Below are 13,318 nucleotides of genomic sequence, written 5' to 3'. Positions count from 1 at the left end.
CTAGAGAGAATATAAGCTGAGTATCATTTCCGAATCCAGGGAATTGGGAATCATCGATATTCGCCTCGTGAGAACGACAGACAGTCCCGTGTTACGAGTCGTCACAGACGTGTTCGCGACAGTCAGAGTTGGGCGACGAGGTCACGAGAGATGTCGCCTTCTCGATAGACAGTTCCATCGTGTTCTTCGGCAAACGTGTCGGCGTCCCCGGAGTCGGAAAACGGGATGAGGTCGTTCCCCATCGCTCCCTTGATATCGGTGCCGGCGACGTAGAACAGGTCGGACTTCCTGCCGAAGGCGTCGGGTTCGAGGTGCGCAGTGATGAACGTGGCCCCACCGTCGTCGAAGAGTTCGTAGTCGACGGCGCTGTAGTCTGTGAGGTATCCCACAGCGAGCGTCCAGCCCTCGCTCTCTCGGTCGAAATCGTAGGCGAACGTCTCCCACGCACTGCAAAACCACGCCGGGTTGTCACGGCCTTCGGGTGCGTTGTCGGCATAGAAGAGTTGTCCGACGGGGCCGGGATGTTGTTCGATGACCATCCCACAGACGTCACATTGCTTGCTCCCGGTCAGTGCAATCGGCACTGGGGCGTCGCCACCTCCGGTCCCGTCTCCTCCGAGACAGCCAGCAGTTGCCGCCACACCGACAGCGCCCGCCGTGGACAACACCGACCGACGAGTGACCCGCGAATCGCAGTGCCAGCACATACACACAGTAACGCGCTGTCCGCCAAAGGCCGATTGGTGCAGTCACCGAACCGTACACGTCCGGCGGGGACGAGAACCGTCGTGTTCGGTGGCGCGAGCGAGACTGCCGCAGCGACTGTCGGTGCTTCTTCGCCGACGACGACAGAGATACGGCGGTCGGCCATGCGTCTGAGCGACGCGGTGGTGTCGTCTGCACTGGCAGTGCGGTCGGTGACCCACGCGTCGTAGTCCGTCTCTCTCGTCGACTGCGAGGTCAGAGACGACGCGCTCCCAGTTCCAGACGGTGCCATCGATACGTGTCGCATACGCTTCGGCGGCTTTCGGGTCCGAAAACGGAACCACGGCCGACGCATCGGACGCGTCAGAAGAACTTGGCCCGGTACTGTTCTGCCAATTCCCGGTCGAAGTCGTCGAACGCGACGATATCCTCCGCAGAGAGGTCGTCGTATTGGTCGACGTACGCGGCGGCGTCTTCGCGCGACGAGAACGCGAGGGGGTTCGTCATCATCGGGTCGTCGACCCGGTCGGGATTCATCTCGAGGACGTACGACGCCGTCTGTCCGTCGACGAGTTCTTTGGACTCGTGGTCGTGGACCCACGCTCCAGTCGGGGACGCACCCTCGAACGCCTCGTCGAAGTTCTCGGGGACAGCGGCGAAGGCGGTCAGACATCCGGTCGAGCAGAAGAACTGGTGGTCGTGGCCGTCGTAGGCGAGTTGGGCGTTGTAGTCGGGGAACTCCGCCGGCGTCATCTTACAGACGGAACAGGAGGCGTCGTCGGGGACGGACGCCGGTTCGACGGCGTTCTCACCCGAGTCGGCCGAGTCCCCGCCGCTGAGACATCCGGCGAGGGCGGTGGTCGCAGCAAATCCGGTGAGTGTCAGATACGTCCGTCTCGTCGGAGCGAAGTCGGATGCGTTGTCGTCCATGCGCAGGCCTAATCGAGATACTTCGAAAAGTAGATTGGTTCAATCACCACAACACTCCTCAGAATATAACTTCGCTAATATATAAATAGACGCGAATTTAGTTCGTTTCCCGGATGGAGTGTTGTTCTAGAACCGAACGTCTATCGAGATAGGAGGCGCTAGTCAGACGCCCCTCGACGCGGCGGTGGTTATCCCTGCCCGACCATCTGGTCTTCGTCGTCCCACTCGCGCTTGCGGAGTTCGTACTTCTGAATCTTCCCCGTCGCCGTCTTGGGGATGTCGTCGACGAACTCGAACTCGCGGACGACTTTGTACCCGGCGAGTCGTTCGCGGGTGTAGTCGGTCAGTTCCTCGGCGGTGACGCCGGGGTTTTCGGTGTCGCCGTTCGCCGGGACGACGTACGCCTTCGGCGTCTCGCCCCACTTCTCCGAGGGGGCGGGGATGACGGCCACGTCGCCGACTGCGTCGTGGTCGAACAGGGTGTCTTCCAGTTCGACCGACGAGATGTTCTCACCGCCGGAGATGATGATGTCTTTCTTGCGGTCCTGGATGGAAATCATGCCGTCTTCGTTGACGACGGCGAGGTCACCCGTGTGGTACCAGCCTTCTCTGCGGTCGTTGAAGGCCTCGTCAGTCTCTTCGGGCTTGTTCCAGTACTCTTCCATCACCTGATTGCCGCGCACGACGACTTCACCGATGGTGCTGTCGTCTCGCGGCACCTCGTTCCCGTCTTCGTCGACGACCTGAAGGTCCGTCCCGAGGGGGGCGACGCCCTGTCGTTGCTTCAGCGAGAACCGAAGGCCGCCTTCGTCCGGAATCAAGCGGCGCGCGTCGGAGGTTGCGATGAGGGGTCCGGTCTCGGTTGCACCGTACAGTTGGGTGAACTCCCACCCGAACTCGTCTTCGGTGTAGCGAATCGTCGCACTCGGTGCTGCGCTCCCGGCGGCAGTCACGCGAATCGGGTTCGACCCCGTGTACGCAGGGTCGTTCTCCTCGGCGTACTCTCGCAGAATCGAGAGGACCGTCGGCGCACAACAGAAGAACGAGACGTCTTCGTCGGTGATGGCGTCGAACACGTGTTCGGCGTCGACGCCGCGCGTGCAGACGTGTTTCGCACCGCGACCAGTGATGGCGTAGATGTGGCCCCACCCGTTGACGTGGAACATCGGGAGCGTCCACAGGTAGACGTCGTCGTCTGAGATGTGGTGGTGAATCGTCACCAGTTGCGCGTGGAGCGATTCCGTCCGGTGCGTCCGACAGACACCCTTCGGGTCGCCCGTCGTCCCCGAGGTGTAGTTGATGGTGATGATTTCGTCTTCGGACATCTCCGGGCGCTCGTAGGCGTCCGGGTCCGCGTCGTCGAGGAACTCCTCGAACCCTATCCAGTCACCATCGACCGCTGCAGGGTCGTTGGTCACGAACACTTCGGCCGGAACGTCGTCGCGCACCGCCTCGATTTTGCTCGCGAACTCGTAGTCGGCGTAGACGACGTCAGTCCCGGAGTCGGAGAGCAGGTACTCGTAGTCGTCCGGCGTGAGTCGGTAGTTCAGTGGTACGTGAATCGCACCACACTGCATCGAACCGAAGGCCGCTTCGAGGTGGTAGTGGGTGTTCGGGTCCAGCACGGCCACACGGTCCCCCTTCCCGATACCACGCGACTGCAACGCCGCAGAGAACTGGTCGACTCGCGCCCCGAATTCGGCGTACGAAAACCGCTCACCGTCGACGCCGACGATGGCTTCGTAGTCGCCGTAATACGTTCGCGCCCTGTCGAGGAAATCCGTCACGAGTAACTGTTTCTTCATTCGTGAAAAACCGGGCAGTCGAGCGCACTAAACGCACCACTTGCGGCAACATTTCGACCGCTCGATACGAAGACCACAATATAACGGGAGTGTGCTGGCCACCACCGTAAACCGGCCAACGATGACAGGTCGTCCGTGTGAGTCGGACGACGGTAGCCTGTCAGTTGTGTGAACCGGACAACGGGGGCAGTCGGGACTGGCGTCGCCGAACTGAACACCTTTCACTGGCGGGCGCCTCGGGGTCGGTGAATGACGACGCCGACGCTCCTCGTCGCCGGAACCGCGAGTCACGTGGGAAAGAGCACCGTCGCCGCGGGTTTCTGTCGCCTCCTCGCAAACCGCGGCGTCGTCGTCGCCCCGTACAAGGCACAGAACATGAGCAACAACGCCCGCGCAGTCGCAGTCTCGGCGGGTGACGGTTTCGGCGAAATCGGCGTCTCTCAGTACGTCCAGGCCCGCGCAGCGAGAGTCACGCCGGTGACCGACCACAACCCGGTGCTGCTCAAACCCCACGGCGACGGTGCGTCCCAACTCGTCGTCCACGGCCGGGTAGTCGGCGTGAACACTGCCGGGGACTACTACACCGACGACTGGCACCGCGCCCGCGACGCCGCACGCACGTCTTACGAGCGACTCGCCGCCGACGCGGACGTCGTGATTGCCGAAGGTGCGGGTTCGATTGCGGAGATAAACCTCCACGACCGGGACCTGGCGAACGTCGAAACCGCGCGGTTTTCGGACGCCGACATCCTCCTCGTCGCCGATATCGAACGCGGTGGCGTCTTCGCCAGTCTCGTCGGGACGCTCGAACTCCTCCCGGCGGACCTCAGAGAGCGCGTCGTCGGCGCGGTTATCACGAAGTTCCGTGGCGACCCGAGCCTCCTCGAATCCGGACTGGAGGCGTTCGAAGACCGGACCGGTGTCCCCGTCCTCGGTGTCGTCCCGTACGACGACCCCGGGTTGTCCGAAGAAGACAGCCTCTCACTCCCAGCAGCGAGCGAGCGGGCGACTATCGGTGCCAACGACGGCATCCCCGACTCGCAATCCATCACCATCGGTGTGTCGCGGTTGCCGCGCATCTCGAACGCGACGGACTTCGAACCCCTCGCCGAGGTTCCGGGCGTACGTGTCTCGTATCTCCCACTCGACGTGTCGCTCTCGGATATCGACGGCGTGGTTCTCCCCGGCAGCAAGAACACCGTCGACGACTTACTCGCAGTTCGCGAGGCGGGATTCGACGCCGAACTCGCCGCCTTCGACGGGCCCATCGTCGGCATCTGCGGAGGGTATCAACTCCTCGGAGAGCGAATCGAGAACGCCGACGTAGAGAGCACACGAGACGTGACGTCAGTCGATGGACTCGGATTCTTGCCGACGGTGACGGCGTTCTCGACGGAGAAACGAGTCGAAGCGGTCACCGTCGAGTTCGAGGGAGCAGGCCCACTCGCCGGCGCATCGGGCCCCGTCGAAGGCTACGAGATACATCAGGGAACGACACGCGTCGTCGGCGAGGCGGAGCGAATCGCAGGCGACGGGGCCGCCGTGGGGAACGTCGCAGGCACCTACATCCACGACCTGTTCGCGAACGAGGCACCGCGAGCGGCGTTCGTCGACGCAGTGTACGAACACGCTGGGGTTGACCGGCCGGACGAAGAAGCAACAGCAGCGGCGACAGACCCGTACGAACGGGCCGCCGCACTTCTCGAGACACACGTCGACCTCGAACGCGTCCTCGACTCGCTGGGAGTGTGACTCCCGGACCTCAGGCCTCTCGAATCGCCACCTGGTGGTGACCGACGTGGAGGTATTCGAGTCGCGAGACGGTCGGTGAGCGCGGGAGGTCTATCATCCCGAGTGCCTCGTCGTAGTGGACTGCGCCGTACTGGTCGAGAGAGAGTGACCCAGTGACGACACCACCGTAGACCTCTGCCTGCCGGAGGTTGACCGAACCGGACCCATCGACCCCGGCGGGGGCGTAGATGAGGCCAACGAAGTAGACGTTGATGGGCGAACTGTCTCCCTTTATCTGGGCGTCGAACGACGATGTCCCGTAGATTCGGAGACGTGGCGATTCGTGGCCCGGGACCGTAACGGACGTCCCCTGTGTCATCTGGAAATCGTATCCGTTCGGGTTCGGCGACTCACCGAGGATAAAGATGGTGACGTTGCCGGGTCCCTCGACGGTCATCTCCGCGAGTTTCCCCGACGACTTCTCCAGTTGGATGTAGTCACGGACAGCGAGTGTGATGTCACCCCCCGACGTATCGAGCGTGAGTTTCGACCCACTCAAGGTGAGGTCTTTCAGATAGTACGACCCCGCTTCGATGGTCCCTGACTGTCCAGCAGTCAACACGAGACGGTGGGTTCCGTCGTCGATGTTCGGGTGACCAACGTTGTTGTTGGAGACGCGAATCGCCTCGACCTGGTTTCGAACGTATCCGTCTATCGGTTCGATAGTCGCGACACCGTCTATCTCGGACACGTTCCCGTTGTGGGTGTACGAACCGCTAGGGGCGTAGTCGCTGGTCTCGTTGATGACGTTGGCGTCGCCGTTGAGCGTCGGCCCTCCCGTCATCGTGACCGTGCCACCAGCGTAGACGTCACCCCAGACAGAGGAATCCCCTTTGAGGGTGACGTCACCGACGGCCGCGATGTCACCGTTCTCACCGCTCGAAGCAGTGTACCCACCCGGTATCGTGGAGTCGTAACTATCGGTGTACGCACCGGTCCCAGCGAGTGTGAGCGACCCCGTTCCCGACGTCGCGACGATACCGTTCTGCAGCGAGAAGTTCGACGGAAGCGCGAGGAACTTCACCGACACCGTCTCCTGGGCGTGGTCGTAGGTCACGATGCCATCCGTCTCGTCTTCGAAGTACTGCCCCCACGCCTCGTAGTAGTCGCTTTGGACGGTCACGACGACTTTCGCGTTCGAGAGTCTGTGCGGGCGGTCGGCAGTGGAGTTGGGGTACCACCGCTCGAAGGAGTCAGTCTCGACAACTTCGACTTCCTCGTACAGGTCGTTCGACTCGGTGATACTCACGATGGGGACGGTGAGGGTCCCGTTTCGGTAGTGGAACTCGGGGCGCGCGACCATCGTGGCCGCGTCGCCGTCAGTTCGCCAGACGCCACCACCCTGGTACGCGACAGTCGTGTCGCCGTTCTCGTATATCGTGCTTCCGAGCGTGACGTTGAGAACGCGCGTCGTCGGGTCTGCGTAGTCGGTGTCGGCGTCCTGAATCTCGACACGTATCCACCCGTCGTCGGTCGTCCGGAGTTGGCCGTCACCGGCGGCGACGCCCAAATCGACACTCGACCGGTCGGCGTTATCGAAGACGACGGTACTGGCCCCCGCGTCGAGTTGCCGCATGGCGTGTTCAGCCTTCGAAATCTGGACGTTCTGCCGACTGTCAGTGATAGCGGCACCGCCGGCGACGAGCACCGTCATCGTACCCAGAAGGACGATACCGAGCATCAACACGACGGCGACGCCTTCGGACTGTGCAGTGGTGTCCCGGACGAACGCGTAGAGCCACGGGACTCGAGACGACGACGACGACGAACGAGTCGACAGACGACGCCCACCGCAACGGCGCGGAGGCCTCATGAGATGTTCCTGCTCGTGTCCACCCCGACCCGTTCACCGAGGTCGAGTCTGATAGTTTCGTTCAGTGCGCGGTTGCCACGGAACTTCGGAACCGCGAGTCGGTTTTCGACTTCGTCGTCGCCGATGTTCGTCGAGAGCGCGAACACCACGTCGGCGTGATAGAGCGTCGTGTCGCGCTCGTCAGGCGGGTTCAGTCCGTCGAGGCAGTGGAGGAGTGCGACGCCGTCCGTCTCCACCATCCGGGACTTCAATCGCTGCAAGAGTTCGACGTACGACCAGTGGTCGAGTCGTTCGAGTGCGTCCATCGGGTCGACGATGAGCGTCGTCTCGTTCGGAATCGTCTCGAAGTAACTCTCGACACTCGACGCAGCGGTGGCATCGACGGATATGACCGAGACGGTATCCGTAGTTCGTCGGGCGTCCAGAACGGCTTCGACGGCTTCGCGTGACCGCTCGGTCGTCAGATATCGAGTAGGCCGCCGTCCTGCGAGTTCGTACAGAAAGAGTTCGGACTGACTTGCAGGTGCACCCACCAGTGCGACGACGCTCCCCGTCGGAATCCCACCGAGGAGCATCTGGTCGAGTACGTCGATACCGGTCGGCAGTCGGGTCACCATCCACCCCACCTCTGCGGTCGAACGCCTGTGAGAGGGGTCGGCAAGCCGATGCCGACCCGGCACGAAGGCGAAGTGCGCGTCATATTCAGCAGTATCTATGCGTGCATCCTGTTTCGTTAGTCACTCCCCGACGGAATCTCACGAACGGCCGAGAGTCGGTTACGAGCACATATCACACGGTAAGACAGTCCTAACGAATCGAACGTGACGCGAAGAGAGACGAAAATCGGGACGACGTGCGGAGAATCACTCCAACTCGATGCGAACCTCGACGACGGTGACCGACGACCGGTCCGAGACGTGCGTCGACTCGAGGAGTGCGTGCCACGCTTCGGGCGCGTCTGCGGTCACGTCGACAGAGACGTTCCCAGTCGTGGACACCGTCGTCACGTCCCCACGTTCGAGTCGGACGAGCACGTCCGACTGGCCGGCGATGGCGTCTGTCGATGCCATCGGTGTCGTCGCGGGAACGAGAATCACAGTGTCCGACCCTGCGACGACGAGTTCCGGGTCACGGACGACGACGAAGCCACCGTCTGCCTGTTCGCGGAAGACGCCGCCGCCAGCGTAGACGAGGCGTGTTCCGTCGGCACCGTCGTAGACCAGCGGGCGGAACGTACTCGTGGCGACGACACCACCAGTGTCGTTCCGTACCGTCACCGTCGTGGGGGCACCGAACGAGAGACTCGCTTCGGAGAGTTTCACTTCGGTGGCGCGACTCGGCGCGCCGCGGACCGTGATTTCGGTCGTCGTGTCCGCAATCGCCGTCATCGCTCGCTCGGCGTTGTTACTGCGTTCGACGTCCTGCACGTGGAGTAGTGCCGGGTAGCCGAGCGCGTAGACTATCACGATGGTACTGATGACGAGAGCGAACACGAGGACGAACGAGAGCACCTCGCTCACACCTCGGTCGTCAGTCATCGCGCACCTCTAGCTCGCGGGTTCCATCACCCTGATAGACGAGTCGGAGGCTCTCGCCGTCGAGGCCGGAGGTGGGAACGACCGGTGTGTCAGAGACGAACGGTATCGTCACGGAGTGACCGGACCCGGTGGTCGTGAGCGTGAGGTCGTACTCGTGGGCGACCCCCGTCTCGGAGATGGCGACCGAGTACTGTCCACCAGAGACGGTCGGCAAGTCCACGGTTCGCTCGACGGTTCCGTCTCCGCCAGTCGACCGAACGAGGACGTCCGTCGCTTCGAGTTCCGCGGCGAGTTGCGTCCCGACGACGGTCAATCCCTCCGTCGTCGCCCGGTCGTGCTGGTCGGTGACGATGTCGGCCGCGACGAAGACGAGTCCCGAGATGAGCAGGGTGGCGATGCCGAGCACCTGGATGTAGTTGACCGTCGAGGAGACGGCGCGGTCGGACCGGCGGAACCGACCGAACGACTCAGACATCGTTACCCCCTGCAGTGACCGAAATCGGTGCTTCGTAGCGGAGATTCGCCAGTTCGTAGCGGAGCGTTACGTCGAGTCGCGTGAGGACGGCGCGCGCTGTCGGACCAGCTTCCGGGTCGTTGGAGTAGTCGTCGGGGGACACCACGTCGCCGTCGACGACGAGAGTGTAGCTCCCTGCCGCGTTGGCACCGTTCGAGATGGCTACGGAGGACGGACCCGAGACGCCCTCGTAGAACGCCAGATTCGGCGCGGGTGTCCCATCGATACGTGCGTTGGTGAAGTCGAGTTCGACGGGGTCACCGGCGACGTACGTGGTCTCGTACGTGTACGGGTCGAGCGACCCCGAAGACGCCACGGCGACGGTCAGGTTCGGACCCGACCGGAAGACGAACACCTGCCACGTCGTCGTGCTGTTGGTGACTTCGACGTGGAACGCCTGTGAGTCGAGGGTGGCGACGTCTGTCGCATTCGCGGGGGGAATCTCGGTATCGGTCGAGGCCACTGAGAGCGTGAACGGCCCGGTGTCGGTCACGTTCTCGACGACTGTCCAATCCGACGCCGCCGAGGCGTTGGTGAACGTCAGACTGTCGTTCGTCTGCGAGACGGTGGTCACGGCGTCGACGTCGGTGACGGTCACCGACGTCGCGCGTCCAGTCGCCGCTTGCTGTCGAGCACTGACGGCGTCCCAGTCGGTGACGCCGGCGCGGAGCGTCGCCTCTGCGTCGTCCCGAGACGTAGTGGCGTTCTCGTTGACGCTCGCCACGAGACCGGTGAGTGCGCGTTCGGTGTCGGCACGGTACTGAACCGTGTCGGAGACGTCGACGCGGTCACTGCCGCGAGCGGCGAGCGTCTCGGTGTAGACGGCAGCGTTGAGCACCACCGCGAGGGCGACGAGGAGGATGGCGAGGATGAACGCGCCGACGAGGAGCAGTTGTCCCCGGTCGTCACGTCGAATCGTCTTCAGAGACGCCACGCGACCACCTCCACTTGCACGACGTTGTAGAGCGGACTGTCGGGAGAGACGTCCGAGGCGTAGAAGTTCGACGCCTCGGCGAGCGTCGTGTCGGTCGCCGTCTCGTTCACGTCGGAGAGCACGTCGTCGTCGTAGAGGGTCACGGTGCGAACCGCCCGGATGGCGTCGTCACTGGGCGTCCCCTGTTCGACGAGGGGCCTGGAGACGACGGCTCCGTCGGCCGAGTCGTAGTAGTAGACGTTGACGTTGTAGGCGTAGCCAGCATCCGCTAACGTCCGGTCGAGCGAGTCGCCGAACGCCGTCGGGATGCCCTCGACGTAGTAGCCGTCGTCACCCGTCCCGTGGTACGTGCCGTTGCCATCGGCCCCGGCGTAGGCATCGTCCCAGTACAGGAGCGACGGTGTGAGCGTCTCGGAGGCGACAGCGTTGGCGAGGACACCGCGAGCGAGGTCAGCCTGCTGGGTATCGACTGCCCCGCCAGCAGTCCCCGCCGAGAGTGCCGTGATGCCCGTCGCCTGCAGGGCGAACACGAGCGTCCCCAGCAACAGGACCGCTGCGGCGACGCCTTCGACGGTGAACGCCTGTCCACGGTCGTTCATTTCCACACCCTCACTGTGAGGAGGACGTCCTCTCCTTCGATGGAGACGACGCGCCGAACGACTGCGACAGTGCCGTCGTCCGGTGGGGCGTCACCGACGCTGTGGAACAGCGGGTCCGTTGGACTCCCCGTGACGTTTCCGTCGGCCGTGACGTTCACCGAATAGCCAGCGGCCACTGCCTCGGGGTCTGGGTCCCCACCGGCGAAGAAGGCAGTCGTGTTGGTTCGGTCGAGTTCACCGGGGGACGTCGGGTCACCGAGAGCTGCGTCCGTCAGTCGTGTCGCCACACGTTCCGCGACGGTCGGCAGTTCTGCGTCGTCACTGTACGGCGCGAGCATCCCGGGGACGAACTGGACGAGGAAACCGAGGACGAGCAGGAACAGACCGACACCGACGACGAAGTCGAGTCCTGTCTGTGCCCGCGAGTCAGACGAGTGTCGGCCACCGAACCGTGCGAGACGGGGACCGAGAGTCATCTACGCCACCACCATCCAGACGACGAGCGAGACAGAGAGCATCGCGACGACGTACTTGAGGCCGCTGCGAACGTCCGCTTCCTGAATGTAGCCACAGATGACGCCCGAGATGATGGCTTGCAGCGTCACCGCGTGGAAGAACAAAAGCGAGAGCAACGGCGTGTTGACACCGGACCCGAATGCCGTCGCGTCCGAGGCGTTGGCCGAGAGCCTGCTCATCACGTCGATGAACTGCGTCTTGAGGATGGCCATGACCGCCAGCAGCGTGAGGAAGGTCATGACGATGATGACCACCTGCATCCGGGTGCGCGTCTTCTGTTCGCGTTCGATGTCGTCTTGATTCTCGCTGGCCTGTGCGGCCGCAGAGAGAACCGACGAGATGTGGTTCGACGCCTCCTGTGCCTTCATGATGAGTTTGAGCGTCCGGGCGAGTCGCGGGAGGTGATACCGGTTGTTGAACTCCAGTAACGACTCTTCGAGACTCATGCCGTAGTCGACTTTCGCGTACATATTCTCGAACTCGCGGGCGAGTTTCCCGGGCGTCGTCTCGGCGACTGTCTTGATGGATTCGAGGAGCGTCATCCCCGTGTCGTTCGCACTGGAGAGCTTTCGGAGGTTGTCCGAGAGGTTGTGCAAGACGGCACGCCGCGAGCGGACGTTCCACTCGTGGAATATCGCCAGCGGCGTGAAGACGAGGTAGAGCGGGACGTAGAGGTAGAGAACCGTCCCACCGACCGGGTTGGCCAGAATCTCGCTCCACGACGCGGGGGCACCGTTCGCCACCGCGAGGCCGACGACGACGGCCGACACCGGAATCGTGACGGCCAGCGTGTACAGCGGGTGGTCCCGGAAGAAGTGGTGCGGGCGCGTCAGGATGGCGAGCGCTTCGTGACTCCCCTCGTAGTCGCGGATACGGTCGAAGACGCTGTAGGTGCCGACGAATCGCTCGACGAGGCCGACGTCGGTGAGCCCCTCGCGTTCGTGGGCGACGTAGTACGAGTCGTCCTCCGAGCGGAGGTAGCCCGACCCGGGGTCTTCGCGGCGAACCGTCGAGAGCATCACGAGGAACATCACCCCGAGAAGCGGGAGGATGCCGTAGACGGTCAGATAGAGCATGACGTCTTGTACCTGCCCGAGGAGACTCATCGCCGCGAGGATGATGATGAGGAGTAGCGGGAACAGCGAGAGCGTCATGTACATCTCGCCGAACAGTTCCAGCGTGTCGAGCGACATCTCCTGTTCGTTGCGTGCGGTTCGCATGTGCTTCGAGCGCTTGTCGTCGAAGAAGCGCGTCAGGTCGCCACCACTGTTGATGATAGAGAGCATATCGACGAGGAACTGGCTCAGCTCTTCGCTCGGCGTCACGGACGCCTGTTCGCGAATCGCCGACCGATAGTCGGTGTCGAAGTACTCCGTCTCCCAGACGATAGACTGGAACTCGCGTGCCGCCTCGCCGTAGGTGTCGTCGGCCCGAGCGACCGACTCCAGAATCTCCAGCTGGTTGAGGCCACCGACCGACAGCGCGTACATGAACGAGATGACGTCGGGGAGCAGCAGGTTGATTTCGCGCTTGCGTGCCGACGAACGAGAGAACGGAATCGTCACCAGTCCGCCGAAGGCAGCACCGAATCCGAGCGTCCCAAAGACGAGGCCGGTGGCGAACACGATAAACGGCACTTTGAGCGACAACAGGAATGCGCGCGTCGCGTCGTCGATGCTGAAGATGCCGAGTGTGGGTGCCGAAAACGACGTCGCCGAGACGAGGCCCGTCGCGAACAGCGCGTAGCCGACGGTGATGCCGAAAAGCCACAGCACGAGTCCGGAGAGTAACCCGACACCGACCGCTCGCGAGAGGTAGAGTTCGACCGTCTCCGGCATCCGTGACTCCGCGAGTTTGCGTTCGAGTTTGGCGACGAACTCGCTGTCCGTGTCGAAGACGCGTCGCGTGAGTGGTAAGAGCCAATCACCGAACGCGTCGAGCGCGCCGAACTCGAAGTCGTCGTCCGCCCGCCCCGCTTCGAGGCTCATCGACTCGCCTCCGTCACGTCGGTGGACGGTTCGACGGCGGACCCGACTGCGAACGTCTCGACGACGGCAGTCACGCGTTCGTGGTCGACGTCGATGCCGGCAGCTTCGAGGACGCTCGTCAGAGACGCCTCGGTCAGGTCGGTCCCGGTCGATTCGAGCAGGAGGGTCGCGTAGACGTACTCCAT

General features: G+C 63.2%; 14 protein-coding genes. 1 reads left to right on the top strand and 13 read right to left on the bottom strand.

The window, feature by feature from the left end; genetic code table 11:
- Positions 1 to 122: 122 nt before the first annotated feature.
- The 4 genes from ACK3R5_RS18285 to ACK3R5_RS18270 all read right to left on the bottom strand — a co-directional run bounded on the left by ACK3R5_RS18285 (position 123) and on the right by ACK3R5_RS18270 (position 3,440).
- Entirely contained in the window at positions 123 to 584 is a 462-nt protein-coding gene (locus ACK3R5_RS18285; protein ID WP_411969091.1) for a nitrous oxide reductase accessory protein NosL, read from the bottom strand.
- A complete protein-coding gene (locus ACK3R5_RS18280; protein WP_411969090.1) occupies positions 569 to 1,012 on the bottom strand; it encodes a hypothetical protein in 444 nt (147 codons plus the stop codon). The genes ACK3R5_RS18285 and ACK3R5_RS18280 overlap by 16 nt, the downstream gene beginning before the upstream one ends.
- A gap of 56 nt (positions 1,013 to 1,068) precedes the next feature.
- On the bottom strand, positions 1,069 to 1,635 hold the full coding sequence (locus ACK3R5_RS18275; RefSeq protein WP_411969089.1) for a nitrous oxide reductase accessory protein NosL: 567 nt from the start codon (positions 1,633 to 1,635) through the stop codon (positions 1,069 to 1,071).
- A 188-nt stretch (positions 1,636 to 1,823) separates the two neighbouring features.
- On the bottom strand, positions 1,824 to 3,440 hold the full coding sequence (locus ACK3R5_RS18270) for a long-chain-fatty-acid--CoA ligase (RefSeq protein WP_411969088.1): 1,617 nt from the start codon (positions 3,438 to 3,440) through the stop codon (positions 1,824 to 1,826).
- Positions 3,441 to 3,689: 249 nt separating this feature from the next.
- Here ACK3R5_RS18270 and ACK3R5_RS18265 point away from each other — a divergent pair, with 249 nt between their 5' ends.
- The gene (locus tag ACK3R5_RS18265; RefSeq protein ID WP_411969087.1) at positions 3,690 to 5,192 is read left to right on the top strand and encodes a cobyric acid synthase; all 1,503 of its coding nucleotides are present in this window, start codon (positions 3,690 to 3,692) and stop codon (positions 5,190 to 5,192) included.
- Positions 5,193 to 5,202: 10 nt separating this feature from the next.
- Here ACK3R5_RS18265 and ACK3R5_RS18260 read toward each other — a convergent pair whose 3' ends face one another.
- The 9 genes from ACK3R5_RS18260 to ACK3R5_RS18220 all read right to left on the bottom strand — a co-directional run bounded on the left by ACK3R5_RS18260 (position 5,203) and on the right by ACK3R5_RS18220 (position 13,318).
- Positions 5,203 to 7,044: a hypothetical protein gene (locus tag ACK3R5_RS18260; protein ID WP_411969086.1), complete on the bottom strand. Its 1,842-nt coding sequence runs from the start codon at positions 7,042 to 7,044 to the stop codon at positions 5,203 to 5,205.
- Positions 7,041 to 7,658, bottom strand: a complete 618-nt coding sequence (locus tag ACK3R5_RS18255) for an RAD55 family ATPase (protein WP_411966382.1) — start codon at positions 7,656 to 7,658, stop codon at positions 7,041 to 7,043. The genes ACK3R5_RS18260 and ACK3R5_RS18255 overlap by 4 nt, the downstream gene beginning before the upstream one ends.
- A gap of 249 nt (positions 7,659 to 7,907) precedes the next feature.
- Positions 7,908 to 8,582 carry a hypothetical protein gene (locus tag ACK3R5_RS18250; protein WP_411969085.1) on the bottom strand — a complete coding sequence of 225 codons (675 nt, stop codon included), beginning with the start codon at positions 8,580 to 8,582 and terminating at the stop codon, positions 7,908 to 7,910.
- A complete protein-coding gene (locus ACK3R5_RS18245) occupies positions 8,575 to 9,057 on the bottom strand; it encodes a hypothetical protein (RefSeq protein ID WP_411969084.1) in 483 nt (160 codons plus the stop codon). The genes ACK3R5_RS18250 and ACK3R5_RS18245 overlap by 8 nt, the downstream gene beginning before the upstream one ends.
- Entirely contained in the window at positions 9,050 to 10,030 is a 981-nt protein-coding gene (locus ACK3R5_RS18240; RefSeq protein WP_411969083.1) for a hypothetical protein, read from the bottom strand. Before ACK3R5_RS18240 ends, ACK3R5_RS18245 begins: the two co-directional genes overlap by 8 nt.
- A complete protein-coding gene (locus ACK3R5_RS18235; RefSeq protein ID WP_411969082.1) occupies positions 10,018 to 10,629 on the bottom strand; it encodes a hypothetical protein in 612 nt (203 codons plus the stop codon). The genes ACK3R5_RS18240 and ACK3R5_RS18235 overlap by 13 nt, the downstream gene beginning before the upstream one ends.
- Positions 10,626 to 11,105 (bottom strand): hypothetical protein, encoded by a 480-nt coding sequence (locus tag ACK3R5_RS18230; protein WP_411969081.1) that lies wholly within the window; start codon positions 11,103 to 11,105, stop codon positions 10,626 to 10,628. Before ACK3R5_RS18230 ends, ACK3R5_RS18235 begins: the two co-directional genes overlap by 4 nt.
- Positions 11,106 to 13,133, bottom strand: coding sequence for a type II secretion system F family protein (locus ACK3R5_RS18225; RefSeq protein WP_411969080.1), 2,028 nt, complete (start codon positions 13,131 to 13,133; stop codon positions 11,106 to 11,108).
- Complete coding sequence (locus ACK3R5_RS18220; protein WP_411969079.1) at positions 13,130 to 13,318, bottom strand: hypothetical protein; 189 nt, start codon at positions 13,316 to 13,318, stop codon at positions 13,130 to 13,132. Before ACK3R5_RS18220 ends, ACK3R5_RS18225 begins: the two co-directional genes overlap by 4 nt.

The sequence above is a fragment of the Haloferax sp. YSSS75 genome (assembly GCF_046764215.1).
Taxonomy (GTDB): Archaea; Halobacteriota; Halobacteria; order Halobacteriales; family Haloferacaceae; genus Haloferax.
The sequence above is the reverse complement of the archived record's forward strand: the minus strand, read 5'-3'. Positions and strand labels throughout refer to the sequence as shown.

Bases quoted from the DNA above. Each gene is read 5' to 3' on its own strand.
- ACK3R5_RS18230 (WP_411969081.1), bottom strand. From the start codon at position 11,105: ATGACTCTCGGTCCCCGTCTCGCACGGTTCGGTGGCCGACACTCGTCT.
- ACK3R5_RS18250 (WP_411969085.1), bottom strand. From the start codon at position 8,582: ATGACTGACGACCGAGGTGTGAGCGAGGTGCTCTCGTTCGTCCTCGTG.
- ACK3R5_RS18225 (WP_411969080.1), bottom strand. From the start codon at position 13,133: ATGAGCCTCGAAGCGGGGCGGGCGGACGACGACTTCGAGTTCGGCGCG.
- ACK3R5_RS18245 (WP_411969084.1), bottom strand. From the start codon at position 9,057: ATGTCTGAGTCGTTCGGTCGGTTCCGCCGGTCCGACCGCGCCGTCTCC.
- ACK3R5_RS18275 (WP_411969089.1), bottom strand. From the start codon at position 1,635: ATGGACGACAACGCATCCGACTTCGCTCCGACGAGACGGACGTATCTG.
- ACK3R5_RS18235 (WP_411969082.1), bottom strand. From the start codon at position 10,629: ATGAACGACCGTGGACAGGCGTTCACCGTCGAAGGCGTCGCCGCAGCG.
- ACK3R5_RS18260 (WP_411969086.1), bottom strand. From the start codon at position 7,044: ATGAGGCCTCCGCGCCGTTGCGGTGGGCGTCGTCTGTCGACTCGTTCG.
- ACK3R5_RS18220 (WP_411969079.1), bottom strand. From the start codon at position 13,318: ATGGAGTACGTCTACGCGACCCTCCTGCTCGAATCGACCGGGACCGAC.
- ACK3R5_RS18265 (WP_411969087.1), top strand. From the start codon at position 3,690: ATGACGACGCCGACGCTCCTCGTCGCCGGAACCGCGAGTCACGTGGGA.
- ACK3R5_RS18270 (WP_411969088.1), bottom strand. From the start codon at position 3,440: ATGAAGAAACAGTTACTCGTGACGGATTTCCTCGACAGGGCGCGAACG.
- ACK3R5_RS18280 (WP_411969090.1), bottom strand. From the start codon at position 1,012: ATGCGACACGTATCGATGGCACCGTCTGGAACTGGGAGCGCGTCGTCT.